Genomic DNA, 25,285 nt, shown 5'->3' with positions numbered 1-25,285 from the left:
CTGAGGGTTTGGGCGCGGCGCCTGTGTGCCAGAGATTGGACATGCTGCTGACCGAAGTCACCGAGGAAGTACAGGAAGCGCTGGCCGCCCACCGGCCCGTCGTCGCCCTGGAGTCGACGATCATTGCGCACGGGCTGCCGCGTCCGCGCAATCTGGCCGTCGCCGAGGAACTGGAAGGGCTCGTACGGTCCGGGGGCGCCGTGCCCGCGACCATTGCCGTGCTGGACGGGAAGGTCCATGTCGGCCTGGACAAGAGCCAGTTGGAGCGGGTCGCGGGGGACGACGACGTACGCAAGCTCGGGCACCGGGATCTCGCACCGGCACTGGCGGCGGGGGTGAGCGGAGCCACGACGGTGTCGGCGACCGCGTTTTTGGCGTCGCGGGCCGGGATCCGGGTCTTCGCGACCGGCGGGCTCGGTGGAGTGCACCGCGAGTGGGCCGAGACACAGGACGAGTCGGCCGACCTGCGGGTCCTCGCGCAGACCCGGATCGCGGTGGTGTGCGCGGGGGTGAAGTCGGTGCTGGACGTACCGGCGACGCTGCAGCGGCTGGAGACGCTGGGAGTCGGGATCGTCGGCTACGGCACCGACCGGTTCCCCGGCTTCTATCTGACCTCCTCCGGGGAGCCGGTCGACTGGACGGTCCATACGCCGGAGGAGACGGCGGAGGTGATCCGGGCCCAGGATGCGCTCGGCGGGCCGGACGCGGCGCTGGTTGTCGCGAACCCGGTGCCGGAGGCCGATCAGCTGGATCCGGCGCTGCACGACCGGGTGCTCGGCGAGGCGCTGGACGAGTGCCGGGAGCGGGGCATCGTGGGCCAGGCCGTGACCCCCTTCCTGCTCGACTATCTGATGCGGCTGACGGAGGGGGCTTCGCTGGAGGCCAATGTGGCGGCGGTACGGGGGAATGTGCGGTTGGCGGCGCAGATCGCGGCAGCCTTGTGCGTGGGGACGCACTGGGTGGGGACCGTGTGAGCCAGGACGAAACGGGCTCGGACCGAAGGAGCCGGGGCGCCGCGAGCTGGGGCGCGCTGCTCGTCATCGGTGACGTCGTCACCGATGTCGTCGCCCGCCATCGCGCGCCTCTCGCCCGGGGGACGGACACGGCGGCCCGGATCCGTATCCTGCCGGGCGGCGCGGGGGCCAACGCGGCCTGCTGGGCGGCGCGCCGGGGCTGCCCGGACGTACGGCTCCTCGCGCGCGTCGGCGCCGACGAAGCGGCCTGGCACGACGCACGCCTGCGCGCCGCGGGCGTACGGCCTCTCCTCGTCCCGGATGCCGAAGCGCCGACAGCCACGGTCATCGCGTTCGTGGACGCCAGCGCCGAGCGGACGTTCCTCACCGACAGCGGCGCGGTGCTGCGCCTGACCCCCGCCGACTGGTCACCGGCACTGCTCGACGGCGTGGCCCATCTGCATGTCTCCGGCTATCTGCTCTTCGCCGACACCAGCCGCCAACTGGCCCTGCTGGCCATGGAGTCGGCGCGGGCCCGGGGCATCCCGGTGAGCGTGGACCCCGCCTCTGCGGGTTTCATCAAGGAGCTGGGCACCGGCCGCATGCTGGCGACGCTCGCAGGCGCGGACGTCCTCTTCCCGAACGCCGACGAGGCCCGCCTCCTCACCGGCCTGCCCGACCCTGCCGAGGCCGCGGCGGAACTGAGCCGCCATGTCCCGCTGACCGTGGTGACGCTGGGCGGCGACGGCGCGCTCGTCGCGGAGTCGGGCACGGTCACGGCCCGCGTCCCGCCGGTGCCGGCCGACGCGGTGGACTCCACGGGCGCGGGAGACGCGTTCACGGGCGCGTTCCTCGCCGCCCGTCTGGCGGGGGCGGACGCGGCGACGGCAGCGGCCGAGGGCTGCCTGGCGGGCGCGCAGGCCGTGACGCTGATCGGCGGCCGCCCGGATCAGCGCAGGCCGCCCCACGCGGGATGACGCGGATCGTCGGCCCGCACCACCGCATCGGCGGCCACCTCCGGCTCCACCTCGTCCTCGTACCGCCGATACGCGGGCAGAGTCCACAGCTCGCTCTCCTGCGTACGCCGCCGCAGTGCCGCGGGCGACAGCCGCAGATGCGCGGTGAGATCGAACGGGAACCAGTGCCCGAGCAGAAAGGGTCCGTGCAGCAACAGCACTCCGCCGGGCGGGAGTTCGACGTGCGGGCTCCGGGTGGCCCGGTCGGTCACGGGATCCCACAGATCGGGCAGCACCCGCCCGCTGCCACCCGCCTCCAGCGGCCCGAAGACCTCCCGCCACAGCGCTCCGGTGTCGAACCAGCCGCTGTAGTACGTGTCGGGGTCCTCGCGCCCGTACTCGTACCGCAGCGAGGCGGGCCGCAGAAACCCGCCGGTCCCGACGACCAGGACACTCCGCCCCCGCAGCCGGAGTGCTTCCCCGACCCGCCCGGCCAACTCCCCGCCCGGCGCGACGGGCGCCCCGTCGAAGCCGATCCGCAGCCAGGGGCTGCCGTCCTCGGCCTTGGCCGCCATGACCCGGTCGACGATGGCCCCGGTCAGCCGCTCCCAGGTGATCGCTTCGACTCGCATCCGTCCATCATCCACCGGGCTTGACCGTCGCCTCCGACGCGCCGGACGGGCGGGCCGTCCGCTACCGCCCGGCGCAGGGCGGCGCGTCCGCGTCGTTCGACAGCGGGCTGCCCTTGGGCAGCAGATACGTCACGTACAGCACCACCGGCTCGGTGCCCAGGTTGCGCCCGATGTGCCGGTGCCGCGGTCCGGACGGCTCGACGAAGGCCGCGCCCGCAGGGGTCACCTCGACCGAGCAGTCGTCCAGAGTGCGCGTCAGCGTGCCGGACTTGACGACGGCGAGCAGCTGGCCGGCATGCGAGTGCCAGCCGGTGGAGCCGCCCGGGGCGATCGTGATCGTCCGTACGACCACGTCGGTGCGGCCCTTGGCCTTCAGCTTCAGGGTTCCCTCCGAGACGCCCTGCGCGAGGACCGTGCCCGAAACGCCGCTGCCGGGCGTGGCGTTCGCCGCGGAGGGCACCGTCGCGAGCGCCGCGAGGCAGCCCGTCAGGACCATCGCCGTGCGTGTTCTGTCCTTGAACCTCATTGAAGCCTCCAGCTCACCGGCGTCGCCAAAACGGCCTCAACGTACCGGAGGAGGGGGCTGCTGCGGGCCGGAAAACGGGAGCGGGCCCGGAGGCGTAGCCGGCCTCCGGACCCTGTGATGCCACCCATGTAGCACGCCGGCACGCTTGAGAACCCGGGTCAGTCGTTATGTCGCCGCGTCCTGCCTTTGGACCACCGCGTATCGAGCTACGCGGGCCGGACTTGAACCGGCATTTCGACGCACCAGGGCCCGGGCCCGGTCGATCCGGCGATCGGCGGCGAATGCTGAGTCTGGAGCAATAGTCTGAGATTGATCGCGGTCTGCCTCTGCCGAGTTGGGCTACCGCGGCCCGTACGTACGGAAAATGCCGCGGGGAGGAATCGAACCTCCACTGGAACCGCTCAGTCACGACAAGCTTCAGTTTCAGCTTGCGCTCCTCGCGCACCCCGCCCGCACGCAGGCGGACGGGGAGTCATTGAGGCTACCCGAACAGGTAGCCGAAGACGGCGTCACCCACTCGCTGGTCGGTCACATCCGCGGCGTTGGCCTCCTCGCGGGCGAACTTCACCGCCTGCTGCAGCTTCTCCACCCGCTCCAGCAGTTCGTTCACCCGCCGTGCCGGCAGCGCGCCGGAGAACTTCACCGTCGTCCAGTAACCGACCGGGATGTCCTCGTAGTACACCTCGACCTGTGCCGGGTGCTTCTCGGTCGCCTCGGCCTTCACATGGTTGCGGGGCACCTTCTTCGTACGCAGCGTGCGCACCGCCTCCGTCTTCCAGGCGTCCGTCGACGGGTCCTGGGACCATGACTCGGAGGCGTCCAGCACCGGGAGCTTGCGCACAAAGGTGTTGATGTCCGTCAACTGCTTCTCCAGGAAGAGGAGATACGCAACCGGCACCTCGCTCACCAGGACGCGCCCGTCCACCGTCACATCGGCGCGCGCGGTGCAGTTGGCCCAGTCCTTGGTGGCGGTGACGTCGAACAGCCGCGTCAGCGTCCTAGCCGTCTCGCGCAGCACGTCCTCGGTCTTTACCTGGACCCGCGTGGACTCCGGCGGCAGTTGCTCGCCCTCCTCGTCCTTGGGCTGGTACGTACGCGAGATACCGGCCAGCAGCGCAGGCTTCTGCAGCCCGTGATGGGCCGCCGTCAGGTCCTGGTGCGCCTTGGACTTGACGCCTTTCTCGACTGCGATGATCTGATTGAGTTTCGCCACGTCGATCAAGCTACCAAGACCGCTCACGCACGCTCGAACGATTATTCACACAACTCGTTCAAGTCCTCTGGGGAGTACGCACCATGGAGACAGCTGTCATCGCGGTCATAGGCACCCTGCTCGGCTCGGTGGCCACCCATTTCTTCCAGCGTCAGACGGCCGAGCGCGCGGCGGTTCTCAGTCGTGCCGAACAGCTGCGCCAGGAGCGGATCTCCGCGTACAGCGCCTTCGCGGGCGCGCTCGTCGACTACCGGCGCGGCCAGAACGACCGCTGGCACCGCGCACGGCAGGCGCCGGGCAGCATGACGGCCGAGGAGGCGCGCATCGACTCCTACCGGCTGCGCTCGACTGCTCATCAGGCTCTGATCCGCGTCCAGTTGGTGTGCGAAGACTCGCAGGCGCTGGGGCTTGCGGCGGCCGCCTTCGAGGTGACGAACTGCATGCACGAGGCACGGGACGAGTCGGACCGCTCGCAGCGTTCGGAGCAGGCGCGCGAGACGCTGTCGGAGTTCATCGGGGCGGCGGCGCCGGGCGTGCGCTGAGAGTGCGCAGGGGGCTGCCGTCGAGGTAGGCGGCGATGTCCTCGACGGCCTGCTGGAAGTAACCCTCGTAGTTGCGCCGGGTGACATAGCCGAGGTGCGGCAGCCCGAGGAAGTGCGGAGCGGTGCGCAGCGGGTCGTCGGCGGGCAGCGGCTCGTGCTCGAAGACGTCCGATCCGGCGCCGGCGATCCAGCCGTCGTGCAGCGCCCGTACGAGAGCGGCCTGGTCGACGATCGCGGCGCGCGATGTGTTCACGAGGTAGGCCGTACGCCGCATCCTCTTGAGCTCGCTCGTACCGATCAGACCGCGGGTGCGGTCGCCGAGCTGGAGATGTACGGAGACGAAGTCACCGGATTCGAGGAGCTCTTCGAGGGAGTGTGCGCGTACGACACCGTGTTCGGCGGCCCGCTCGTCGGTGAGGTTCCGGCTCCAGGCCATGACCTCCATGCCGAAGGCCAGGCCGACCCGGGCCACCTTCGCGCCAATCTTCCCGAGGCCGAGGAGGGCAAGGCGGCGGCCGTGCAGATCGGCGCCGATCGTGGACTGCCAGGGGCCGCCCGCCCGCAGCGACGAGGCCTCCTGCACCACACCGCGCGCCAGGCCGAGGATCAGCGCCCAGGTCAGCTCGGCGGGCGGTTCGGAGCTGCTGGCGGTACCGCACACGGTGACGCCGTGCCGAGCGGCTGCTTCGAGGTCGATGGAGGCATTGCGCATACCGGAGGTGATCAGCAGCCTGAGCCGCGGCAGCCGCGCGAACATCGACTCGGGGAAGGGAGTCCGCTCCCGCATCACGACGAGGATCTCGCAGTCGCCGACGGCTTCGGCCACCTCTTCCTCCGTGGTGAAGTGGCTGTGCAGCGAACGGACTTCAATGTCCTTGGCGAGGGCCGACCAGTCGGCCAGGGACAGCGCGACGTCCTGGTAGTCGTCGAGCACGGCACAGCGCAGCTTCATGGGAGCGGAGCGTACATGGATCTGGTGGTGATCCAGCCACTGAAGGGACGGCACTGTGCGGAGTGCCGTCAGGGGCCGCTGACCATGCACCTGCTGGAGTTCAACGCGCCGGTCTGCCTGGACTGCGCCGACCTTGCCCATCTCGTTTTTCTGCCGCGCGGCAGTGCCGCGCTCACCCGCCGGGCCCGCGAGGCGAGTTCGCTGTGGGCGGTCGTGGTGCACTTCAACCGCCGGCGGCGGCGGTACGAACGCCAGGGGCTCCTTGTCGAGGAGGCGGCGCTGGCCCGCGCCGAGTCGGCGTGCCTGGCGGACGCGGATGCGCGGGCCCGGCGGCGCGAGCGGGACGCGGTGCGCCGTGCGGCCGAAGACGTACGGTTCACGGTCGCTCTGACGGCCGAGATCCTGCGGCTGTTCCCGGGCTGTCCGCCCACCCGCGCCGAGGACATCGCCGCCCACGCCTCGGTGCGGGGCAGTGGCCGGGTGGGCCGCACCGCCGCGGGCCGCTCCTTGGCACGGGCGGCGGTCACGGCCGCGGTGCGGGCCTCCGTACGGCATCTCGACACGGACTACGACACCCTGCTGATGGCCGGGGTCGCCCGCCAAGAGGCGCGGGCGCGGGTGGCGGCGGTGATCGAGGGGGTGCTGGCGTCCTGGCTCGGGCCGGCGGAGCGCTAGGACCCGCGGGCGGGTGGCCAGGACCGCGGACCGCTGGCGGGTGGCCAGGACTCGCAGGCGGACGCTAGGACTCGCGGGCGGGCCGGAAACGGCGGTAGAGGACGATGCCGCCGAGCAGCAGTGCGGCACCGGCGGGCGCGGCGAGGACGACCGGTCCGGAACCGGTGTGGGCGAGGGACTCGCCCGGACGGGGCGCCTGGGGGCGCGGCGCCGGCGTGTGCGGCGCGGGCTTCGGCGGGGTGGCGGGCCGCGGGCGGACGGGCGGCCTGCCGGGGGTGTTGGCGGAGGAGTTGCCGGTGGCGGCGTTCCCGAGGCCGACGATGTTCACGGAGTTCCCCGTGACGTTCACGGGCAGATCGATGGCGAGTTGCCCGCCGTTGCCGGAGAGGACACCGGGGGAATCCTTTCTGCCGGCTACGGCGGCGGCGCCCGCGGGCCGGTGAGCGCCCTGCGAGGTGCCCGCCGAGCGGTTGGCACAGGAGTTGCCGGCGGCCGGGTTGAGCAGTCCGACGACATTGACGGTGTTGCCGCACACATTGACCGGGACATGCACCGGAAGCTGCACCGTGTTGCCGGCCAGCAGTCCGGGCGAACCGGCCGCACCACCGTCCGCGTTCGAGTCCGCGTGCGCATGCCCCGCCATGGCGAGCGCGCCACCGGTGACCATCACGGCGGCCAGACCCTTTCGGTGAACCTGCCTCATGGGTTCCCTGCCTTCAGGAGACGTTCACGGGCACTCGCCCGCACCGTCACCAACGCCCATGAGGCCATTCGGGTTATGGCATATACGCCTTTCACTCCATCGAGTGGGCGTTTTGTCGAACTGGTCTCCTCGCCTCCCCTACCCCTCGTAGTCCTGGATTCGGCGCCCCTTGCGACGCTCGGTCAACGCCGGTAGCTGCTGGGTCAGTTCGGCGACGATGGCGGGCACATCCAGGGTCAGCAGCATCCGGTCCCGCATCAGAATCCGCCCGTCGACGATGGTGGTGCGTACGTCTCCGGAGCGGGCGCTGTGCACAAGCGTCGCGGCGATGTCGTGCAGCGGCTGCGTGTGCGGCCCACTGAGATCGACCAGAATCAGATCGGCCCGCCGCCCCGGGGCGAGGGCACCGATCCGATCCCCGAGCCCGATGGCCCGTGCGCTCTGGGTTGTCGCGTGATCGAGCGCCTGGCGGGCGGTCAGCCAGGTCGGGTCGTTCTCCACGGACTTCTGTACGAGCGCGGTGAGCGCCATGCTCTCCCACACATCGAGCGTGTTGTTCGACGCGGCCCCGTCGGTGGCGAGTCCGACCGGAATCCCCGCGGCGGCCAGCGCCCGGATCGGCGTGGTGTTCCAGGCGAACCTGAGATAGCCCTTGGGCGCGGTGGCCACCGCGATCCGCCCGGCGCCCCGCTGCAGCACCGCCAGATCCTTCTCGGTGATCCCCGTCCCGTGCGCGATGAGCAGATCCACATCCAGCAGCCCGGCCCGCTCGAGCACCTCGACGGGTGTACGCCCGTACCGTTCAAGGCTGTTGTCCGTCTGTGTCCTGTTCTCGGCCGCGTGGATGTGCACCAGCAGCCCATGCTGCCGGGCCAGCTGAGCGGTCACCGTCAGATCGGCGTCGTCGACGGTGTACGGCGCATGAGGAGCGAGCGACGTACTGATCCGCCCGTGTGCCGCACCTCGCATCCGCAGCGCGAAGTCGAGTGACCGCTCCCGGCCTTCGGCGCCCTGGCTGGAGAAGTAGGCCAGGCCGAGATTGGCCCGCAGCCCGCTGTCCAGCACGGCAGCGGCCACCTTGTCCATCGAGAAGTAGTGATCGGCGAAGGCGGTGACCCCGCCCCGGATCATCTCGGCGCACGCCAGCCGCGCCCCGAGCTCCACGGCATGCTCGGTGAGGTTGGACTCGATCGGCCAGATCCAGTCGTTGAACCACTCCTCGACGGGCATGTCCTCGGCGATCCCGCGCAGGGCGACCATCGGCGAGTGGGTATGGCAGTTGATCAGCCCCGGCATGGCGAGCTGCCCACGCGCGTCGATCCGCTCGACGGCGGGGAGCCCAGCGACGGCACGCGCGGAGGTGACGGCCTCGATCAGCTGGCCGCGTACGACGACGGCGGCGTCCCGGAGGAAGCCGATCCCCGTCTCTTCGTCGTGTACGAGGGCGATGCACCCGTCAATGATCAGATCCGCGGGCCGCTCGGCGTCCGCAGCAACCATGTGGTCCTCCTCCTGACGTCCTCTTGCTCCCAGTCTGTCGGTCAGGCTCTGCCCGCGGACACAACGAGGGATGCGCTCGCGCGGGTGGTTTCCGGACGAATTCGGCGTCCTGGCGCACTGTTTCGTGGCCCCCTTGGTGGAGTCGCAACGCACGTGGTGGCCGCCCTGCGGCCCCCGATGGAAGGACCCGCTCCCCGTGCCCACCTTGAAGCAGCGCACTCTCCTCGCCGTCGCCGGTGCCACCGTCGCCGTACTGACAGTGGGTGCGCCCGCCTCCACCGCCGCGCTCGACAGTGAACGGGCGAAGGCACCCAGGGCCTCGTCCGCAGCGGCGCGTGGGGCGGCGTACGTCGAGACGCGGCTGTTCTTCGGTACAGAGCGTCCCGACGGCGGACCCGATGTGACAGACCGGCAGTTCATGGCATTCATCGACCGGAGGGTCACGCCGAGCTTCCCGTCCGGGCTGACAGTCCAGGACGGCCGCGGACAGTGGCGGGACTCCAACGGCACCATCGAACGGGAGCGTTCGTACGAGCTGATCCTGCTCTACCCGGCCGCGGAGGCTCACGTACGCGACCCGCTGATCGAGCGGATCCGCGAGGCCTATGTCGCGGCGTACGCACAGGACTCGGTGGCCCGGCTGGACGAGACAACGCTCGCCGACTTCTGAGAGCGGGCCTGCCTGCGAGCGGGGCCTTCCTGCCAGCGCCGACTTCTGAGAGCGGGGCCTTCCTCTGAGCGCCCCGGCTCAGAAACGCACGGGCAGAGAGAGCAGCCCTCGGGCACGCATCGAAGGCCGCCACCGCAGTTCGCCGTACGCGACATCGAGAACCAGCCGCGGAAACCTCTCCAGCAGCGCGGCCAGCGCGATCTCCGCCTCCATCCGGGCCAGGGGGGCGCCCAGGCAGTAGTGGATGCCATGGCCGAGCGCGAGATGGCCGGTGGCGTCGCGGCCGATGTCGAGGCGGTCGGGGTCGGTGAAACGGTGCGGATCGCGGTGCGCGGCCGCGAGTGAGAGCAGGACGGTCTCACCCGCCGGGATCGTGACGCCGCCGATGGTGATGTCCTCGACGGGAAAGCGGCGAATGGCCAGCGGGACAGGGCCGTCGTAACGGGCCAACTCCTCGACGGCGCCGCTCAGCCGGGCGGGGTCGGCACGCAGCGCGGCCAGTTGGTCGGGGTGGCTGAGCAGGGCCAGGGTGGCGTTGCCTATGAGGTGGACGGTGTTCTCGTATCCGGCGAACAGGATGAGGAAGGCCAGGGACATCAACTCGTCCTCGCTCAGCCGGTCTTCCTCATCGCGTACCGCGATCAGGGCGGAGAGCAGGTCGGCGTCCGGCTCGGCGCGCTTGCGGGCGATGAGCTGGGTGAAGAACGCCAGCATGCCCCCGACCGCTTCCTTCGCCCGTGACGGCTGCGCAGGATCCGGGGCGACCAGGGCGTCGGTCCACGCCCGGAAATCACGCCGGTCCTCCGGGGCCACGCCGAGCAGGTCGCAGATGACGCTGATCGGCAACGGCGCGGCGTACGAGGCGATCAGGTCGGCGCGGCCGTGCGAGGCGATGGCGTCCAGCAGTTGGTCGGCTGTTTTACGGATCGGCTCACGCAGCTGCGCGATGCGACGCGGGGTGAACGCCTGGGAGACCAGGCGCCGGATGCGGGTGTGGTCCGGCGGGTCCATGTTGAGCAGATTCGCGTCCAGCGCCGGCGGCAGCGCCATCCCCCGGTAATTGCCAGGTGCCGCGTTGCGCTTGTCCAGGGAGAGCCGGGGATCGGCCAGTGCCTGACGTACGTCGTCGTAGCGGGTGACCAGCCAGGCCGGCAGCCCGTCCGTCCCGGCGATCCGGTGCACGGGCCCGGCCTCGCGGAGCCGCGCATACACGGCGTAGGGGTCGGCCATCAGCTCGCTCGTCGGATCTTGGAGTGCCATGGCTCCACCCTAGAGGCGCCGCATTCCGGAGCTGTCGACGGCTGTCTGCCGAATTACGGCCCGGCAGTGGGCAGTTGTCCCTCAGGACGGACCGCCCTTCGCGCGAGAGCACGGCTGCCAACCGCAATGGTGAGCGCGACGACGATCAGCATCGCGGCGACTGCGAACGTGATCCGCATACCGGTGGCAACGGCCTCGGGATGCGCCGTTGTGACGTCGGTCGTCGCCGATGCGAGCGCGAACACGGCGCCCATGACGGATGCGCCGGTGACGAGCCCGAGATTGCGCGACAGGTTGAGCATGCCCGAAGTGACGCCCCGCTGATCCGGGCGGACATCTGTCATGACGGCGGTGTTGTTGGCCGTCTGGAACACCGCATAGCCGACGGTGGTGACCACGATGGGGGCGATGTAGCCCAAGATGCCGAGCGTCGCCGACGTCATGGACAGAATGAAGGAACCGGCCGCTATTGAGATGAGCCCAGCGATGGTCATGCGTTGTGCGCCAAAACGGTCCGCAATGCGACCGGCCGGCACACCGGTCAGCGCAGTGACGAGCGGACCGACGGACAAGACGAGTCCGACAAGAGCCTCATCGAGTCCGAGCGTACGAGAGAGATAGAACGGCCCCACCACCAGCGTCGCCATCATCACCGTCGAGACGAGCGCGCTCATGGCGAGGCTCGCACTCAGCGCTGGATCGCGGAACATCCCCAAGCGGATCAACGGTGATGCTGCTCTCGCCTCGGCGCGCACGAAGAGGCCGACTCCGAAGGCGGCAGCCAACAGCAGGGCCATGTTGAGCGAACCGAAACTGCCGCGCCCCATTGTCATGGCGAGTGCATAGGCCGCGAGCGTCAGAGCAAGCAGCAGCGTGCCCACATGGTCGAAGCCGGCCCGGTCGGTTTTCGGCTCCCGCCGATCAACGGGCAGGTAGCGGTGCGCGAGTAGAAGAGTCAGGATTCCCAGCGGCGCGTTGACGAGGAAGATTGCCCGCCAACCGAGTCCGGCGATCAGAGCGCCGCCCAGCGATGGACCGAGTGCGGTGCCGATCGCGGACATCGTTCCGAGCAGCCCCATGGCACTACCGGTCTTTGCCTTCGGAACCGTCTCACCGACAAACGCCATGGTGAGGGCCATCATGATGGCCGCTCCGAGGCCCTGTGCCACCCGGGCGGCAATCAGCAGCCAGAGCGTGGGCGCGACGCCGCACAGGAGCGATGCCCCCGTGAACAGGAGGATTCCGGCCAGTAGCAGCCGTCGGCGGCCGGTGATGTCACCGAGCCGTCCGACGCTGACGATCACGGTGGTGATGGCGAGGAGATAGGCGAGGACGATCCACTGGACTTCCTGGAAAGAGGCGTCGAACGCCTCTGCCAACGTCGGCAAGCCGACATTGGCGATGCTGGTGCCGAGCGAGGACAGCAACATGGACAGCGAAAGGCTGGCGAGCGCCCACCGAACCGAAGGCGTCCGCTGGGTACTTCTGGCTGCTGCCTCATCCTGTCCTGTTGTGACTGGCTTCAACATGAACTCCGTTCTCTGGTGAACTCCCGAAGCCCGGTCGTCAGGTGATGGCGGGCACGGTCAGCGTGCCGAGCGCACGCCCGTGAAGACCGTGGTGGCGGACAGGAGGAAGGCGTCGGGCCGCCGCAGAATGCCCTCCGGTGCCCCGGGATCGAGCAGCACGTCGAGTGTGTTGCGGTCCTCCACGTCCAGGGACTCGCTCGCCGTCTCCCGCAACCGGGTCAGATGCGTGTGCAGGAAGGCGCGGGCCGTTTCGCCCAGAGGTGCCGGCAGGTCGAGGAGGGAGGTGAAGCTGCCTACGTCGGTGAGCCCGGCGCGGCTGAGCATCGCGGGCCAGTCCTCGACCACGGTGGTGCTGCCGGGCAGTTCGGCTCGCATGACCTCGAACCAGTGCTCCAGGGCGGCGTCGAGCCGGGCCTGGAGGCCGGGCCTGCCGATGCCGATGTCGCGTGGGAGGAAGCGCATCGGCAGACCGCCCTCCGCCACGGCGAGCAGCCCGCCGGGCCTCAGCACACCGGCGAGCGCGTTCAACGCGCCCTGCTGATCGCCGAGGTGGTGCACGGCCCGGCTGCTCCACACCAGATCCGCCGTGCCGAGGCCGCCGTGCTCGTCACCGCTGTCCAGGCCCCCGGGCAGCTCCGCGTGCCGGACGGCCACCCTGCCGCCGAGGCCGAGCCGCTCGGCGCGAGTCAGGGCGCGGTCCAGCAGCCCGGGCGTACCGTCCACGGCGACCGCCTCGGCGTCCGCGAAGGCCTCGGCGAACACGCAGGTCATCACGCCCGGCCCGCTGCCGATGTCGAGGATGCGCCGGACCTCCTTCTCCGGGTCGAGCAGCTCCCTCAGGCGGTCGGCGGTCCTGCGGAGGACCGGGAGCTGCAGTTCGCCGCTGTTCTCCAGCTGGGCGGCCATGACCTCCCAGTCGATGTCGGTGTGGTGGTGTCCGTGTCCGTGTCCGGAATCGCTGTGTGGGCTCATGCCGAGGAGCGTCCACCCGCCCGAGTGGCGACGGCAACTCTTGTTGCCGATTCCGGGAAAGCGGGGTGGAATGCCCGCATGGACGAACCACCGCCCTATCAAGCGGTCCTCGACGAGGTCGCCCCCCGGCTCAGACGGCTGCGCACCAAGCGCGGCCTCACCCTGGCCGCGCTCTCCGAGGCAACCGGCATCTCCAAGAGCACTCTTTCCCGACTGGAGTCCGGACAGCGCCGCCCCAGCCTGGAACTGCTACTGCCGCTCGCCGGTGCGTACGGCGTGCCCCTGGACGACCTGGTCGGCGCCCCCGAAGTGGGTGATCCCCGCATTCGGCTGACACCCCACCCCTTGCCGAGCGGCGGTACGTTCGTCCCGCTGACCCGGAGCCCGGGCCCCCTCCAGGCGTACAAGATGATCATCTCCGACCGGGGTGCCGAGCCCGATCTCCGTACGCACGAGGGCTATGAGTGGCTGTATGTGCTGGACGGCCGGCTGCGGCTCGTCCTCGCCGAGCACGACCTGGTCCTCGGCCCCGGCGAGGCCGCCGAGTTCGACACCCGGCTGCCCCACTGGTTCAGCAGCGCGGACGGGCGGCCCGTCGAGATCCTCAGCCTCTTCGGGAGACAAGGGGAGCGCATGCACGTCCGCGCGAAGCCCCGCGTATGACGGCGTGACCGGGCGTCATCCGGGCGGGCGGCGCGGATCGACCGCCCTGGGCCACGGTGGCACTAGCTGCCCAGGGCCTCCAGTTCGGCGAGGTCTTCGGCACCGAGACATAGCTCCGTGGCTGCCACGTTCTCCTCCAAGTGGGCGGGCGAGGAGGGCGCACACGCTGTTGTGGTGCTGCCGGGTCCGCCCCGGCTGCTGCGGCGGCGGCTGTTCCGCCACGCCGGACTCAGCCGCCCTGGCCGCCGAGATGGATGTTCCCGATCGTGCCGGTCTGGATGACCGGGCCGTGCTGGGTGCCCCCGCTGATGGTGTTGTGCACGTCGAAGGTGGGCCGCGCCTGCTCCTGTGGCGACAACTCCTGCAGCAGGAGGCGCAGTTCCGCTGCGGCCTGCGGGTCCGCCAGGAGCGTGCGGCGCATGCGGGAGCGCCATTCGGCCTGGATGTCGGCGGCCGTCTCCTCGTCGGTGGACTGCTGGGCGTCGACCAGCTCGGCACGCGCCGCGTCCAGTTCGGCGCCGACGCTCTCGGGGCTCGCGGAGCCGCGCGAGAAGAAACGCACCGCCCTCTCCCGCACCGAGGTCCAGGTGTCCGTGACCATCTGCTGGACGAGCGCGGTCGCTCCTGCCGTCGCCAGTGCCACCAACTCGGCTTCCACAAGGCCTCCTTCGGCCGGTTGCAGGTCTGAGCAGGGAGCCTATCGGTCACCTGCCCAGCAGCGCGGTGAGTGCGCCCACCGGGTCGGCGTCCGGGGTGCCGCGGGGCCACCAGTCCTCGCGGTCCGGGTCCGACTCATAGCCGTACCAGAGGCCGTCGCGGCCGAAGCGGAGCTGGAGGGAGCTCGTGGAGAGGTGGTTGCGCCAGGGGCGGAAGTGCGGAAAGTCCGCTGCGATGAGGGCGGGGCGGGCGCGGTCGAAGGGGCCCGCGGGCGGGTCCCAGGGCTCTTCGAGTACGGCGAGGGCCGCGAGGCCGCCCTGCCGCCAGGCGGCCACCGCGCGGGCCAGGTCGGTGGGGGTGCGGTCGGTGGCGGCGGCGAGATCGCGGTACAGGGCGCGGGTGGAGGCGGTCAGACCGGAGCCGGGGTGGGCCGCGGCCAGGCGGACCGCGTCCTGCCACCGGGTCAGCCGGGCGGTGGGGTCGGCGCCTGTGGTGAGGAGGGTGTGGGCGCGCGACGCCGCCTCGGTGGCGAGGAGGTCCAGGGCGAGAGGGTCGGGCGCGCCGGTCAGGTGAGGGTAGGCCGGTGGGCGGCCCGGATGGGCGGGCGCGGGGAACGAGGGCGGCAGGGCCGGGAGCGAGCGAGCGGCAAGAGCCTCACGGGCCGGGACTGTCGGCACGGGCGCGGCGGTCGCGGCGCTGGTCCGCTCGGCCGCCGACCTGGTCGCGTTGCGATGGGAGAGGTCGGCGAGGATTTCGCGTTCACCGCGGCCGCGCAGCAGGAAGAGCGCGAACGGGTCCTCATCGAGCAGCCTGGCCGTCTGGTAGCAGAGAGCGGCCGCATGCTTGCAGGGGTAACCGTCGTCCGGGCAGGAGCAGTCGGGGATCAGGTCGCCGGGCGTGGGCAGCAGGTCCGCCACGGTCGCCAGCGCGTGCGGCACATCCTTGTCGAGGAGTGCGGCGATGTGGTCGGGACGGGACGCCGCCGCGGCCAGGAAGTCGTCCCAGTCGTCGTCACTGAGGGTCCGGAGCCGGATCTCCGTACGGTACGGGCGCGGTCTGCTGCCGTGGACGTACGCCATGACCCGCCCGGGCGTGACGGTGATCGCGTCGACATGGCCACGGGCCGCATACGCACGCCCCCGGGCGAGCCGGGCCCGGTCCAGCGCGGTGTCCTCCAGCGCCTCCACCCAGGCGTTGCCCCACCAGGTGGACGCGAACTCCTCGCCACCGAGGGGCTCCAGGGCGGGGAAGGTGCGCCGGCGGTCGTCGTGTCGGGGACGGGTGGGTTGGGAGCGCGGGGTCATGACGGCCTCCGCAGCGAGACGAGGTCGGCCAGCTCACGGTCGGTCAGCTCGGTCAGGGCTGCCTCGCCGGAGCCGAGAACCGCATCGGCCAACGCCCGCTTGGACGCCAGCATTTCGGCGATCCGGTCCTCCACCGTGCCTTCCGCGATCAGCCGGTGGACCTGAACCGGCTGCGTCTGGCCGATGCGGTACGCCCGGTCCGTCGCCTGTTCCTCGACCGCCGGGTTCCACCAGCGGTCGAAGTGGATCACATGGCCCGCCCGGGTCAGATTCAGACCGGTGCCGGCGGCTTTGAGGGAGAGGATGAAGACCGGGATCTCGCCGGACTGGAAGCGGTCCACCATGCGTTCGCGCTCCGCCACGGGGGTGCCGCCGTGCAGGAGCTGGGACGGGATCGCCCGGGCCGTGAGGTGCGCCGACAGCAGGCGGGCCATGGAGACGTACTGGGTGAAGATCAGGACCGAGCCGTCCTCGGACAGGATCGTCTCCACCAGCTCGTCGAGGAGGGCCAGCTTGCCGGAGCGGCCCGCCAGCCGGACGGCGCCGGCGCCTGCCGCGGCTCCGTGCTCCTTCAGGCTGTGCCCTTTGGGGCTGTGCTCTTTCAAGAACTGTGCGGGATGGTTGCAGATCTGCTTGAGCCCGGTCAGCAGCTTCATCACCAAGCCGCGCCGCGCGATGCCCTCCGCCCCTTCGATCGCCGCCATCGTCTCCCGCACGACCGCCTCGTACAGCGACGCCTGTTCGCGGGTGAGGGCCACCGGATGGTCGGACTCCGTCTTCGGCGGCAGCTCGGGCACGATGCCCGGATCGGACTTCTTCCGGCGCAGGAGGAAGGGGCGGACCAGCCGGGCCAGCCGCTCGACAGCGTCCTCGTCCTCGCCGTTCTCCACCAGGCGCGCGTGGCGGGAGCGGAAGGCCTTCAGCGGGCCGAGCAGCCCCGGCGTCGTCCAGTCCAGCAGGGCCCACAGTTCGGAGAGGTTGTTCTCGACGGGGGTGCCGGTCAGCGCGACCCGGGCGGGGGTGGGGATGGTGCGCAGGGCCTTGGCCGTCGCCGAGAAGGGGTTCTTGACGTGCTGCGCCTCGTCGGCGACGACCATCCCCCAGGTGTGCGCGGCCAGTCGCTCCGCGCTTGTGCGCATGGTGCCGTACGTGGTGAGGACGAAGCCTCCGTCCAGCTCGGGCAGGGTGCGGTCGGCGCCGTGGAAGCGGCGCACCGGCACGTCGGGGGCGAAGCGGGCGATCTCCCGCTGCCAGTTGCCCAGCAGCGAGGCCGGGCAGACGACCAGCGTCGGGGCCGCGCGGTCGCGGTGGAGGTGCAGGGCGATCACCGTGACCGTCTTGCCGAGGCCCATGTCGTCGGCCAGGCAGCCGCCGAGCCCGAGCGAGGTCATCAGGTCCAGCCAGGCAAGGCCCCGCAGCTGGTAGTCCCGCAGGGTGGCGGCCAGCCGCGCCGGGGGTGCGACGGGGGCGGAAGCCGCTGTGAGCCGGTCGCGCAGGCTCGCCAGCGCGCCCGTCGGCACCGCCTCCACCGTCTCGCCGTCCACCTCGGCCGTGCCGGTCAGGGCCACGGCCAGCGCGTCGACCGGCTGCAACAGCCCCAGTTCCCGCTTGCGCGCCTTGCGTACGAGATCGGGGTCGACCACCACCCACTGGTCCCGCAACCGCACGATCGGGCGGTGCGACTCGGCCAGCGCGTCCATTTCGCGCTCGGTCAGCGGATCGCCGTCAAGTGCCAACTGCCAGTTGAACTTGAGCAGTTCCGCGCTGTCGAAGAAGGGGGTGCCGTCCGTCGCCGAGCCGGGCGCCGACCGTACGACCGCGGCGGCCGAGAGCGTACGCGCCAGCTCCTTCGGCCAGTGCACGGCCACTCCGGCGGCGGCCAGCCGCGCCGCCCCCGGCCCGAGCAGTTCGTACAGCTCGTCCTCGGTGAGCGGCAGCACATCGGGCGGGTCCCGCTCGAGCAGCCGGGCCAGCGGCGGCCAGACCCGGGCGGCGCGGCGCAGCGCAAGTACCGCGTCGATCCGGGCGCGGGGCCCGAAGTCCTCGGCCCCGTCCCCCGCCCACAGCCGGGCCGCGTCGATCACGAGCGTCGGGTCGGCGAGGCTGTGCACCTGGACGACGGCCGCGCCGGCGCTTCGCTCCGCGCCGTCCTCCTCCGCCATGTCGAAGAGCTCGTACGCGGACAGGTCGAGGCGCAGCGAGACCCGCACCCCCGCGTCCATGCCCGCCGCGGCCTCCGCGGCCCACTCGCGCGCGCCGGGCAGATGCTGGGCGCCCGCGGCCGCGAACGGCGCCCCCGCGGCATACGCGGCAGCGGGCGTGCGCGGCAGCGTGTCGGCCACCGCGTCGAAGAACGACCGCACCAGCGCCTCGGGGTCGGGCAGCCGCAGCGGCCGCAGCCCGGGGACGGGGGCGGCATGCGCCTCGTAGGGCATGGCGGCGGCGATGGCCCGCAGCTGGGCGATGTCGTCCGCGTCCAGCGGGCCCGCACGCCAGGCGTCATGGTCGGTCGCGGTCAGCCCGGGCAGCAGTCGGCCGCGCGCCGCCAGGTGGAGAGCGTGCAGCGCTGCCGCGCCCCAGCAGGCCGCCGCGGGGTGCGCGGCCGGGTCGTGACGGGCGCGGGTCAGCAGCGGCAGGGCCTCGGAGACGGGCAGCAGCACGGCGGGCACGGTGCGGCTGCGGATGCCGGTGCCATGGCGGTACACGACGGTGAGCTCGCCGGTCGCTTCCGGTAGCCGCTCACCGGTCGCATCCGGTGGCCGCTCCCCGTCCGGGTGCCAGAAGGCGACCTTGCCCTCGCGCGGGAGCGCGGCCGGGACGAAGACCGCGGCACAGGTGTGCAGCGTGTCCCACGGCATGGGTCACCTCCTCCCGTCGATCGCGTACGGACCCTCGCGTACGAACCACTGGATCTACGACCTTACGGGTGGGGTCTGACAACGGGCTCCGGCGACGGTTGTCGCCGCACCGAGTGCCCCCCGTGCCGGACGGAGCGCAGCCCCGGTCCCCCGTCGTGGCAAACGCCACCCACGGGCGCCGGCTCAACGGTCGGCGGCTCTACGGTCGCCCCAGGGGGTCTACCGCCTGCTCGGCGTACAGCTCAGGCTGCGGGCGGCAACGGCACCGCCGGCGGCGGCTCCTCGGACGGCCCCCGGCCCACTGCCTGCTCGGCAGCCGGACCCGCCACGGCCTCCTCGACGGCCGCATCGGCCGGCGCCCCCGCCACCGTCGGGTCCACACCTGCCGCCACGGCCGGGGCCACGCCGGGCTCCAGGGCCGGTTCCTTGGGTGGGGCCAGTTCCTCGTGCCGCGACTCACCCTGCACGCCCTTCACGCCCTGCGCACTCTCCACGCCCTGCGCCGACTGCGTCGGCTGTTGCACCGCGGGCTGCTGGGCCCGCTCCAGGAAGCGGAGCAACTCCACCGGGAACGGCAGCACCAGCGTGGAGTTCTTCTCCGCCGCGACCGCGACCACGGTCTGCAGCAGCCGCAGTTGCAGCGCCGCAGGCTCCTTGGACATCACGCCGGCCGCCTCGGCCAGCTTCTTCGACGCCTGCAGCTCCGCGTCCGCGTTGATGACCCGGGCCCGCCGCTCACGGTCCGCCTCGGCCTGCCGCGCCATCGACCGCTTCATGGCCTCGGGCAGGGACACGTCCTTGATCTCCACCCGGTCGATCTGCACGCCCCACCCGATCGCCGGACTGTCGATCATCAACTCCAGCCCCTGATTGAGCTTTTCACGGTTCGACAGCAGATCGTCCAGATCACTCTTGCCGATGATCGACCGCAGCGACGTCTGTGCCATCTGCGAGACCGCGAAGCGATAGTCCTCCACCTCGATGATCGCGTTCGCCGCGTCGATCACACGGAAGTAGACGACCGCGTCGACGCGCACCGTGACGTTGTCCCGGGTGATGCCCTCCTGGGCCGGCACAGGCATGGTCACGATCTGCATGTTCACCTTCCGCAGCCGGTCCACGGCCGGAAGGATCATGGTGAAACCTGGGCCCCTGATGCCGCCACGCAGCCGCCCGAGGCGGAAGACCACACCCCGCTCGTACTGCTTGACCACTTTGGCGGCCGCCATCGTGTACACCACAACGGCGGAAGCGGCCGCTAGACCCGCAACCACCAGCTCTTCGACCATCGGGGCACCCCCTACCGTCCGAGCCGGATACCAATTACCACGGTATGCCCGATATACCCCATCGGTCGAACCTCAAGCCTCGCCGGCACCCGCCGCGACGCGGTGGAACGCCGAAAGACCGCTCCCTGTCGCCGGGGGCGGTCTTTCCTGGACCGGTCGGGGCTGGTGCAGCGACGGCTAGAGGCGCTTGCGTACGAGGGCGACGAGCTCGGCCGTGTGGTTGCGGCGCACCCAGGCGATCCCACCGAAGATCACGAACAGGATCACGGGCGTGATCGCGTACTGGCCGTCGAAGACGGTCATCTGCGTGATGAAGGCGCCGATCATCAGGCCCATGAAGGCGAGCGCCGAGAGTCCGGACAGGATCGGGATCACCAGCGCGATCGCACCGGCCAGCTCCAGACCGCCCGTCAGATACATGAACCAGTCACCGAAGCCGATCTTGTCGAAGCTCTCTGCCGCGGACGAGTGGGCGACGAGCTTGGGGCCGGCGCTCGGGATGGCCATGAACACCGCGAGCACGATCTGGAGCGTGCGCACCGCGAGATGCGAGCGGCGGCTCAGCGTGGTTCCGGTAGCGGTGACGGCAGCGGCGTTGGCGGTGCTGGCGGCGGTCGTTGCGGACATCGTGGTCTCCTCCGGTAAGCGTTCCTCAGTGCTTTCGGAGAGGTAGACCGGGACGGGACCCGGGACTCATCGCGCTCCCGGGTCCGATTTTCAGCTTGTTGCACCCCGCAGTCGGCGGTCGCACCCCCGTCTACAACTCGAACCAGCCGTGCCCGCAGTACCAGTGACCGCCCGCCCGCAGATGGTCGCCGATCGCCCGCTCCAGCCTGGTGCGGCCCGCCAGCACATCGAGCGGCAGCTCCGGATCGCCGAAAACAAAGGCGACCGGATCGCCGTCGGCGGCATCCTTCTTCTCGTATGCGATCCGGAATCGTTCCTGGAAGCGGACGATGTTGGAGTCCTTCGGCAGATACCCGGCGAGCTGAGGGTCGAGCAGCCAGGAGTGGCACGTGGCCACCTGGTACCGCTCCTCGGGAAAGTGGCGCGCGAAGAACCCCGTGGCCAGTGCCAGCGAGCGGTCGCATGCCTCGGGCGTGATCGGCCCGAGGAAGTCGGGGACATGTACGTCGAGGGCGAAGTCCTCGGGCCCCAGCGGCAGTCCGGCCGCCCGTACGGCCTCACCCGTCCGCCCGCCCAGCCGGGAACGCTGGAACTGCAGCCGCCCCAACTGGTAGAGCTCGCCCCGGAAGTGCAGCCCGAGCCAGCCCGGTATCAGCAGCCCGCCCGTGCCCACCCGCCTGCGGTGCACGGCCATCTGCCGGCCGAGGTCGGCGAGCGTACGCCGTGATACACCGTCCGATACGGAACGCTCCCGGTGGTACGCCCGCACATACGGCAGCGCCGCGACGAAGACGTACACCGGGAACAGTCTGCCCATGGCGCCCGAGTCCTCGGGCAACCGCGGCAGTTCCCCGCCGCCGTCGGTCTTGCCCATGTCCTGGACCAGCTCCCGGACACCCTTCTCCAGCAGTCGGCGCAGCCCGGGGTCGGCCGCCAGCGGGGCGCGCAGCGCAAGGAGTTCGTTGATGTCCTCGTGCGGCACGGCCAGGTCCAGCAGCGTCTCGGCCAGCTCGTCCGCTTCCGGCAGCTCCACCAATGCGGTTGTCACCAGCGACTCCTCCGGTACTTGGGGGAACAGGTGCATCCTGGAGTAGGAGATGGGATCGCCATGCGCACTGGGAGTGAACCGACGACTGCACGCAGTCCCCTGCGGCTGCGGTTCTGGCTGAGTGTATGGGGGCTGATCTGGGCCGCGGCGGGTACGGCAGGCTTTGCCCTCGCGGCACGTCCCGGCTGGGCGGCCGCATGCGGGGCGCTGATGCTGATCGTCACGGTCGATCTGTTCATGGTCCTGCGCCACATCCACCAGGGCCCGCACTTCCAGCCCGGCCCGGATGTCCCGCCGTACGATCCGGTCCGCGGCAGCGGCCGCCCGCGGCACGGTCATTAGCGGCAGGGTCATTGGAGGAGTGTCGTGAGGGTGTCTCGCGCCCTCACGCCTCCGCGTCGAAACGCGCGGCCTTCACCGCTCCGCGTCGAAACGCGCGGCCTTCAGATACTCCGGCTTCGGGTCCAGCGCGGCCGCCAGGCGGAAGTGCCGCTTGGCCTGTTCGGGGCGGCCGGCCCGCTCGAAGGTGCGCGCCAGCGCGAAGTGGGCGAAGGCATTGTCCGGCTCGCGCTCCAGGACCAGCTCGAACTCGAGCTCGGCCGGGCGCAGTTGGGCGGCGGCGAAGAAGGCGCGAGCGCGCAGCAGCCGGGCCGCGGTGTTCTCGGGGTGGGCGGCGATGACCGAGTCCAGCAGCTTCACAGCACCCCGCGGGTCCCTCGCGGCGAGCAACTGCTCGGCCGCGCGGTAGTCGATGATGTGAGTTTCCGGATTGCTATTGGCCACGGTCGCATCCTTCCCCTTGCTCCACGGTTCCAACACCGGTTACGGCAGCGGTATTCCGATCAAGCGATGCGCCGGCGCACCCAGCGACGCGGCCGGCGCACCCGACGATGCACCCGGCGAACGCGGCGAATCAACTCCCGCCCGACTCCGCGACGGCGCGCCGGCTCAGCTCCGCCCAGACCTTGCGTACCTGCGGCTCCAGCTGCTCAAGCGGCCCTTCGTTGTCGATGACAAGATCGGCGATCGCACGCCGCTGCTCGCGCGTGGCCTGTGCGGCCATCCGCGCACGCGCCTCGGACTCCGTCATTCCGCGCAGCCGCACCAGCCGGTCCAGCTGCGTCTCGGGCGACGCGTCGACGACGGCCACCAGGTCGTAGAGCCCGGCCAGGTTGTTCTCGGTGAGCAGCGGTACGTCGTGGACCACGACGGCGTCCGGCCCGGCCGCCGCCTCCAGTTCCATGGAACGGGCTCCGACCAGCGGGTGGACGATCGCATTGAGCGTCGCCAGGCGCTCGGGGTCGGCGAAGACGATCGAGCCGAGCTTCGGCCGGTCCAGGGTGCCCTCGGCGGTCAGGACCTCGGGGCCGAAGGCCTCGACGACGGCTGAGAGCCCGGGTGTGCCGGGCTCCACGACCTCGCGAGCGATCTTGTCGGCGTCGATCAGCACGGCTCCGTACGACGCGAGGAGACGGGAGACTTCGCTCTTGCCGGCGCCGATTCCGCCGGTCAGGCCCACCTTCAGCATGGGCCGCAGCCTACGCGAGCACTCTGTGCGACATCCTCCCGGTCACACCCCTACGCATCGCCCTCCCGCTCGGCGAGGAAGCGCTCGAATTCCTGGCCGATCTCGTCCGCGGACGGCAGGTCCACCGGCTCCGCGACCAGGCTGCCCCTGGTCTCGGCGCCCGCCACCGCGTCGTACTGGTGCTCAAGCCCCTGCACCAGCGACACCAGCTCCTCGTCGCCCTCGCCGATCTGCCGCTCGATCTCGGTCTGGGTGCGGTGTGCCTCCGTACGCAGGTTGTGCGCGACGCCCGGCAATACCAGGCCGGTCGCGGCCGTGATCGCCTCGAGAGCGGTCAGCGCGGCGTCCGGGTAGGAGGAGCGGGCGACATAGTGCGGTACGTGCGCGGCGACGCCCAGGACGTCGTGGCCCGACTCCATCAGCCGGTACTCGACCAGCGACTCGGCGCTGCCCGGCACCTGAGCCTCGTCGAAGGGGCTGCGGTGGCCCGGCATCAGGTCCGTGCGGTTGCCGTGCGGGGTGAGGCCCACGGGACGGGTGTGCGGGACGCCCATCGGGATGCCGTGGAAGTTGACCGAGAGCCGGACTCCGAGCCGCTCGACGATCTGCCCGACCGCGGCCGCGAAGCGCTCCCACTCGACGTCCGGCTCGGGGCCCGACAGCAGCAGGAAGGGTGCGCCGGTGGCGTCCTGGACGAGCCGGACGTCGATGCCGGGCGTCTCGTACGCGGTCCAGCGGTCGCGCCGGAAGGTCAGCAGCGGGCGGCGGGCCCGGTAGTCCACAAGCCTGTCGTGGTCGAAGCGGGCCACCACCTGGTGGGGCAGCGAGTCCAGCAGACTGTCGACGATCTGCTCGCCCGTCTCGCCCGCGTCGATGTATCCGTCGAAGTGGTAGAGCATGACCAGTCCGGCCGACTCCTGCGCGAGCGCCATGTCGACGACGGCCAGGCCCTTCGGCTCCCATTCGTACAAACCCTGCGGATCAGGCACGATCACCGCTCCTCCTCGTGTTCATAGGGAAGAACGCCCGGTGACTCACAGGCATTCCCGCCGTACGGAGATGAACACCTCGCACGCAGGGCCCAGTTCACCTCGGCGGCTTCACCGCGAACTGGTCCAGACCTTGACATGCCCGATGCCCACCCTTACCGTCACGGGGCAGCTCGAGGTTCACAAACTCGCCCAACGTTTATGTACGAGAACGGAAAGGCACCCCCCATGCATATCCGAAAGCTGCTCCCCGCCCTGCTGGCCGGTGGCATCGCGACCAGCGGACTGTCCTTCCTGACCACACCCGCGGGAGCCGCCGCGGTCATCAATGTGACCACGGCCCCCCAGCTGAAGTCCGCGCTGTCCGCTGCCCGCCCCGGCGACACGATCCAGCTCGCCGACGGCGTCTACACCGGGAACTTCAAGACCACCGCGTCCGGCACCTCCGGCGCACGGATCACCCTGACCGGCTCGTCCAAGGCGGTGCTCACCGCCGGCGGCGGCTACGGCCTTCACCTCAACGGCGCCTCGTACTGGACCGTCAAGGGCATCACCGTCACCGGCGGCCAGAAGGGGATCATGGCCGACTCGGCCAATGGCGTCGTCATCGACTCGGTGACCGTGCACGGCCTGGACATGGAAGGCGTCCACTTCCGTAAGTCCAGCCGCAACGGCGTCATCAAGAACTCGCGGATCTACGACACCGGCAACGACGGCAGCGGCATGGGTGAGGGCGTCTACGTCGGCAGCGCGGGCGGACTCTCCGACAAGAGCGACAACGTACAGATCATCGGCAACACCATCGGACCGGACGTCGGCGGCGAGAGCGTCGACATCAAGGAGGGCACCACCGGCGCGAAGATCATCGGCAATACTTTCGACGGCCGCGGTCTCACCGGCGCGAACTTCGACGACTCCTGGGTCGATGTGAAGGGCAATGGCGTCCTCGTCGAGAACAACGCCGGCAAGAACACCACGAACAACGGCTACGAGACCCATACCCAGCAGAGCGGCTGGGGCTGCGGCACCGTCTTCCGTTCCAACCGGTCGGATCTGACCGGCGCTTCCGGCTCGAAGCGGCTCGCCATCAATGTCACCAACAACAGTGCGAGCTGCCCGACCACCGTCTATGCGAGCAACACCGTCACCGGCGGCAAGGGCCTGACGAACATCCCGGTCACCCCCTGAGACCGCCCCGGGACGGAAGTCAGGGAGAAAGAAGTAAGGCCCGCTCCCCAG

26 protein-coding genes are annotated in these 25,285 nt (G+C 70.7%); 8 read left to right on the top strand and 18 right to left on the bottom strand.

Features of this window, described 5'->3' with window-relative positions; all coding sequences use genetic code 11:
* The first annotated feature begins 41 nt into the window (after window positions 1-41).
* Window positions 42-974 (top strand): pseudouridine-5'-phosphate glycosidase, encoded by a 933-nt coding sequence (locus OG729_RS30060; RefSeq protein ID WP_360873842.1) that lies wholly within the window; start codon window positions 42-44, stop codon window positions 972-974.
* The gene (locus OG729_RS30055) at window positions 971-1,930 is read left to right on the top strand and encodes a carbohydrate kinase family protein (RefSeq protein WP_405809007.1); all 960 of its coding nucleotides are present in this window, start codon (window positions 971-973) and stop codon (window positions 1,928-1,930) included. The genes OG729_RS30060 and OG729_RS30055 overlap by 4 nt, the downstream gene beginning before the upstream one ends.
* Here OG729_RS30055 and OG729_RS30050 read toward each other — a convergent pair.
* The 3 genes from OG729_RS30050 to OG729_RS30040 form a co-directional block, all read right to left on the bottom strand.
* Window positions 1,903-2,541: a uridine kinase gene (locus OG729_RS30050; protein ID WP_405809006.1), complete on the bottom strand. Its 639-nt coding sequence runs from the start codon at window positions 2,539-2,541 to the stop codon at window positions 1,903-1,905. The two genes, OG729_RS30055 and OG729_RS30050, sit on opposite strands and share 28 nt — an antisense overlap.
* Window positions 2,542-2,602: 61 nt before the next feature.
* Complete coding sequence (locus OG729_RS30045; protein WP_360873851.1) at window positions 2,603-3,067, bottom strand: cupin domain-containing protein; 465 nt, start codon at window positions 3,065-3,067, stop codon at window positions 2,603-2,605.
* Between the two features lie 481 nt (window positions 3,068-3,548).
* A complete protein-coding gene (locus OG729_RS30040; RefSeq protein WP_360873854.1) occupies window positions 3,549-4,280 on the bottom strand; it encodes a hypothetical protein in 732 nt (243 codons plus the stop codon).
* Window positions 4,281-4,363: 83 nt separating this feature from the next.
* Between OG729_RS30040 and OG729_RS30035 the strand changes: the two genes are divergently transcribed.
* Complete coding sequence (locus tag OG729_RS30035) at window positions 4,364-4,822, top strand: hypothetical protein (RefSeq protein WP_360873857.1); 459 nt, start codon at window positions 4,364-4,366, stop codon at window positions 4,820-4,822.
* On the opposite strand, the gene OG729_RS30030 is transcribed toward OG729_RS30035, so the two are convergent.
* A complete protein-coding gene (locus tag OG729_RS30030; RefSeq protein WP_405809003.1) occupies window positions 4,791-5,774 on the bottom strand; it encodes a D-2-hydroxyacid dehydrogenase family protein in 984 nt (327 codons plus the stop codon). The genes OG729_RS30035 and OG729_RS30030 overlap by 32 nt on opposite strands.
* Before the next feature lie 15 nt (window positions 5,775-5,789).
* Here OG729_RS30030 and OG729_RS30025 point away from each other — a divergent pair, with 15 nt between their 5' ends.
* Window positions 5,790-6,449, top strand: coding sequence for a DUF2293 domain-containing protein (locus tag OG729_RS30025; RefSeq protein ID WP_405809001.1), 660 nt, complete (start codon window positions 5,790-5,792; stop codon window positions 6,447-6,449).
* 64 nt (window positions 6,450-6,513) lie between these two features.
* Here OG729_RS30025 and OG729_RS30020 read toward each other — a convergent pair whose 3' ends face one another.
* Entirely contained in the window at window positions 6,514-7,152 is a 639-nt protein-coding gene (locus tag OG729_RS30020; RefSeq protein WP_405809000.1) for a chaplin, read from the bottom strand.
* A 138-nt stretch (window positions 7,153-7,290) separates the two neighbouring features.
* Window positions 7,291-8,652 (bottom strand): amidohydrolase, encoded by a 1,362-nt coding sequence (locus OG729_RS30015; RefSeq protein ID WP_405808998.1) that lies wholly within the window; start codon window positions 8,650-8,652, stop codon window positions 7,291-7,293.
* A gap of 196 nt (window positions 8,653-8,848) precedes the next feature.
* Here OG729_RS30015 and OG729_RS30010 point away from each other — a divergent pair, with 196 nt between their 5' ends.
* Window positions 8,849-9,322: a DUF3574 domain-containing protein gene (locus OG729_RS30010; protein ID WP_405808996.1), complete on the top strand. Its 474-nt coding sequence runs from the start codon at window positions 8,849-8,851 to the stop codon at window positions 9,320-9,322.
* A gap of 78 nt (window positions 9,323-9,400) precedes the next feature.
* Here OG729_RS30010 and OG729_RS30005 read toward each other — a convergent pair whose 3' ends face one another.
* The 3 genes from OG729_RS30005 to OG729_RS29995 are packed head-to-tail and all read right to left on the bottom strand — an operon-like array spanning window position 9,401 to window position 13,083.
* Complete coding sequence (locus OG729_RS30005; RefSeq protein WP_405808994.1) at window positions 9,401-10,582, bottom strand: cytochrome P450; 1,182 nt, start codon at window positions 10,580-10,582, stop codon at window positions 9,401-9,403.
* Between the two features lie 53 nt (window positions 10,583-10,635).
* On the bottom strand, window positions 10,636-12,111 hold the full coding sequence (locus OG729_RS30000) for an MFS transporter (protein ID WP_405808992.1): 1,476 nt from the start codon (window positions 12,109-12,111) through the stop codon (window positions 10,636-10,638).
* 57 nt (window positions 12,112-12,168) lie between these two features.
* Complete coding sequence (locus OG729_RS29995; RefSeq protein WP_405808991.1) at window positions 12,169-13,083, bottom strand: class I SAM-dependent methyltransferase; 915 nt, start codon at window positions 13,081-13,083, stop codon at window positions 12,169-12,171.
* 78 nt (window positions 13,084-13,161) lie between these two features.
* Between OG729_RS29995 and OG729_RS29990 the strand changes: the two genes are divergently transcribed.
* Window positions 13,162-13,746 (top strand): helix-turn-helix domain-containing protein, encoded by a 585-nt coding sequence (locus OG729_RS29990; RefSeq protein WP_360873881.1) that lies wholly within the window; start codon window positions 13,162-13,164, stop codon window positions 13,744-13,746.
* A gap of 229 nt (window positions 13,747-13,975) precedes the next feature.
* Here the strand turns inward: OG729_RS29990 and OG729_RS29985 are convergent, their stop codons facing one another.
* The 6 genes from OG729_RS29985 to OG729_RS29960 form a co-directional block, all read right to left on the bottom strand.
* Window positions 13,976-14,404, bottom strand: coding sequence for a hypothetical protein (locus OG729_RS29985; RefSeq protein ID WP_360873884.1), 429 nt, complete (start codon window positions 14,402-14,404; stop codon window positions 13,976-13,978).
* A gap of 46 nt (window positions 14,405-14,450) precedes the next feature.
* Complete coding sequence (locus tag OG729_RS29980) at window positions 14,451-15,707, bottom strand: SWIM zinc finger family protein (protein ID WP_405808989.1); 1,257 nt, start codon at window positions 15,705-15,707, stop codon at window positions 14,451-14,453.
* Complete coding sequence (locus tag OG729_RS29975) at window positions 15,704-18,565, bottom strand: DEAD/DEAH box helicase (protein ID WP_405808987.1); 2,862 nt, start codon at window positions 18,563-18,565, stop codon at window positions 15,704-15,706. The genes OG729_RS29980 and OG729_RS29975 overlap by 4 nt, the downstream gene beginning before the upstream one ends.
* A 242-nt stretch (window positions 18,566-18,807) precedes the next feature.
* Window positions 18,808-19,854 carry a slipin family protein gene (locus tag OG729_RS29970; protein WP_405808985.1) on the bottom strand — a complete coding sequence of 349 codons (1,047 nt, stop codon included), beginning with the start codon at window positions 19,852-19,854 and terminating at the stop codon, window positions 18,808-18,810.
* A 177-nt stretch (window positions 19,855-20,031) separates the two neighbouring features.
* The gene (locus OG729_RS29965) at window positions 20,032-20,481 is read right to left on the bottom strand and encodes a DoxX family protein (protein WP_360873895.1); all 450 of its coding nucleotides are present in this window, start codon (window positions 20,479-20,481) and stop codon (window positions 20,032-20,034) included.
* Between the two features lie 130 nt (window positions 20,482-20,611).
* Window positions 20,612-21,565: an acyltransferase domain-containing protein gene (locus tag OG729_RS29960; RefSeq protein ID WP_405808983.1), complete on the bottom strand. Its 954-nt coding sequence runs from the start codon at window positions 21,563-21,565 to the stop codon at window positions 20,612-20,614.
* A 24-nt stretch (window positions 21,566-21,589) separates the two neighbouring features.
* Between OG729_RS29960 and OG729_RS29955 the strand changes: the two genes are divergently transcribed.
* Window positions 21,590-21,871: a DUF6343 family protein gene (locus OG729_RS29955; protein ID WP_360873901.1), complete on the top strand. Its 282-nt coding sequence runs from the start codon at window positions 21,590-21,592 to the stop codon at window positions 21,869-21,871.
* Window positions 21,872-21,943: 72 nt separating this feature from the next.
* Here the strand turns inward: OG729_RS29955 and OG729_RS29950 are convergent, their stop codons facing one another.
* The 3 genes from OG729_RS29950 to OG729_RS29940 form a co-directional block, all read right to left on the bottom strand.
* The gene (locus OG729_RS29950; RefSeq protein ID WP_405808981.1) at window positions 21,944-22,312 is read right to left on the bottom strand and encodes a tetratricopeptide repeat protein; all 369 of its coding nucleotides are present in this window, start codon (window positions 22,310-22,312) and stop codon (window positions 21,944-21,946) included.
* Window positions 22,313-22,442: 130 nt separating this feature from the next.
* A complete protein-coding gene (gene coaE, locus OG729_RS29945; RefSeq protein ID WP_405808979.1) occupies window positions 22,443-23,057 on the bottom strand; it encodes a dephospho-CoA kinase in 615 nt (204 codons plus the stop codon).
* A gap of 50 nt (window positions 23,058-23,107) precedes the next feature.
* Entirely contained in the window at window positions 23,108-24,046 is a 939-nt protein-coding gene (locus tag OG729_RS29940; protein ID WP_360873910.1) for a PAC2 family protein, read from the bottom strand.
* Window positions 24,047-24,274: 228 nt separating this feature from the next.
* Between OG729_RS29940 and OG729_RS29935 the strand changes: the two genes are divergently transcribed.
* Window positions 24,275-25,234: a right-handed parallel beta-helix repeat-containing protein gene (locus OG729_RS29935; protein ID WP_405808977.1), complete on the top strand. Its 960-nt coding sequence runs from the start codon at window positions 24,275-24,277 to the stop codon at window positions 25,232-25,234.
* Window positions 25,235-25,285: the final 51 nt, after the last annotated feature.

It is taken from the genome of Streptomyces sp. NBC_00210 (assembly GCF_045160975.1).
Lineage (GTDB): Bacteria > Actinomycetota > Actinomycetes > Streptomycetales > Streptomycetaceae > Streptomyces.
The sequence above is the reverse complement of the archived record's forward strand: the minus strand, read 5'-3'. Positions and strand labels throughout refer to the sequence as shown.

Excerpts from the sequence above, each read along its gene's own strand:
- OG729_RS30015 (WP_405808998.1), bottom strand. The coding sequence starts at position 8,652 with ATGGTTGCTGCGGACGCCGAGCGGCCCGCGGATCTGATCATTGACGGG.
- OG729_RS29980 (WP_405808989.1), bottom strand. The coding sequence starts at position 15,707 with ATGACCCCGCGCTCCCAACCCACCCGTCCCCGACACGACGACCGCCGG.
- OG729_RS29970 (WP_405808985.1), bottom strand. The coding sequence starts at position 19,854 with ATGGTCGAAGAGCTGGTGGTTGCGGGTCTAGCGGCCGCTTCCGCCGTT.
- OG729_RS29990 (WP_360873881.1), top strand. The coding sequence starts at position 13,162 with ATGGACGAACCACCGCCCTATCAAGCGGTCCTCGACGAGGTCGCCCCC.
- OG729_RS30005 (WP_405808994.1), bottom strand. The coding sequence starts at position 10,582 with ATGGCACTCCAAGATCCGACGAGCGAGCTGATGGCCGACCCCTACGCC.
- OG729_RS30025 (WP_405809001.1), top strand. The coding sequence starts at position 5,790 with ATGGATCTGGTGGTGATCCAGCCACTGAAGGGACGGCACTGTGCGGAG.
- coaE (WP_405808979.1), bottom strand. The coding sequence starts at position 23,057 with ATGCTGAAGGTGGGCCTGACCGGCGGAATCGGCGCCGGCAAGAGCGAA.
- OG729_RS30000 (WP_405808992.1), bottom strand. The coding sequence starts at position 12,111 with ATGTTGAAGCCAGTCACAACAGGACAGGATGAGGCAGCAGCCAGAAGT.
- OG729_RS30045 (WP_360873851.1), bottom strand. The coding sequence starts at position 3,067 with ATGAGGTTCAAGGACAGAACACGCACGGCGATGGTCCTGACGGGCTGC.
- OG729_RS29995 (WP_405808991.1), bottom strand. The coding sequence starts at position 13,083 with ATGAGCCCACACAGCGATTCCGGACACGGACACGGACACCACCACACC.
- OG729_RS29935 (WP_405808977.1), top strand. The coding sequence starts at position 24,275 with ATGCATATCCGAAAGCTGCTCCCCGCCCTGCTGGCCGGTGGCATCGCG.
- OG729_RS30020 (WP_405809000.1), bottom strand. The coding sequence starts at position 7,152 with ATGAGGCAGGTTCACCGAAAGGGTCTGGCCGCCGTGATGGTCACCGGT.
- OG729_RS29965 (WP_360873895.1), bottom strand. The coding sequence starts at position 20,481 with ATGTCCGCAACGACCGCCGCCAGCACCGCCAACGCCGCTGCCGTCACC.
- OG729_RS30060 (WP_360873842.1), top strand. The coding sequence starts at position 42 with ATGCTGCTGACCGAAGTCACCGAGGAAGTACAGGAAGCGCTGGCCGCC.
- OG729_RS29960 (WP_405808983.1), bottom strand. The coding sequence starts at position 21,565 with ATGCACCTGTTCCCCCAAGTACCGGAGGAGTCGCTGGTGACAACCGCA.
- OG729_RS29955 (WP_360873901.1), top strand. The coding sequence starts at position 21,590 with ATGCGCACTGGGAGTGAACCGACGACTGCACGCAGTCCCCTGCGGCTG.
- OG729_RS30035 (WP_360873857.1), top strand. The coding sequence starts at position 4,364 with ATGGAGACAGCTGTCATCGCGGTCATAGGCACCCTGCTCGGCTCGGTG.
- OG729_RS30030 (WP_405809003.1), bottom strand. The coding sequence starts at position 5,774 with ATGAAGCTGCGCTGTGCCGTGCTCGACGACTACCAGGACGTCGCGCTG.
- OG729_RS29975 (WP_405808987.1), bottom strand. The coding sequence starts at position 18,565 with ATGCCGTGGGACACGCTGCACACCTGTGCCGCGGTCTTCGTCCCGGCC.
- OG729_RS30050 (WP_405809006.1), bottom strand. The coding sequence starts at position 2,541 with ATGCGAGTCGAAGCGATCACCTGGGAGCGGCTGACCGGGGCCATCGTC.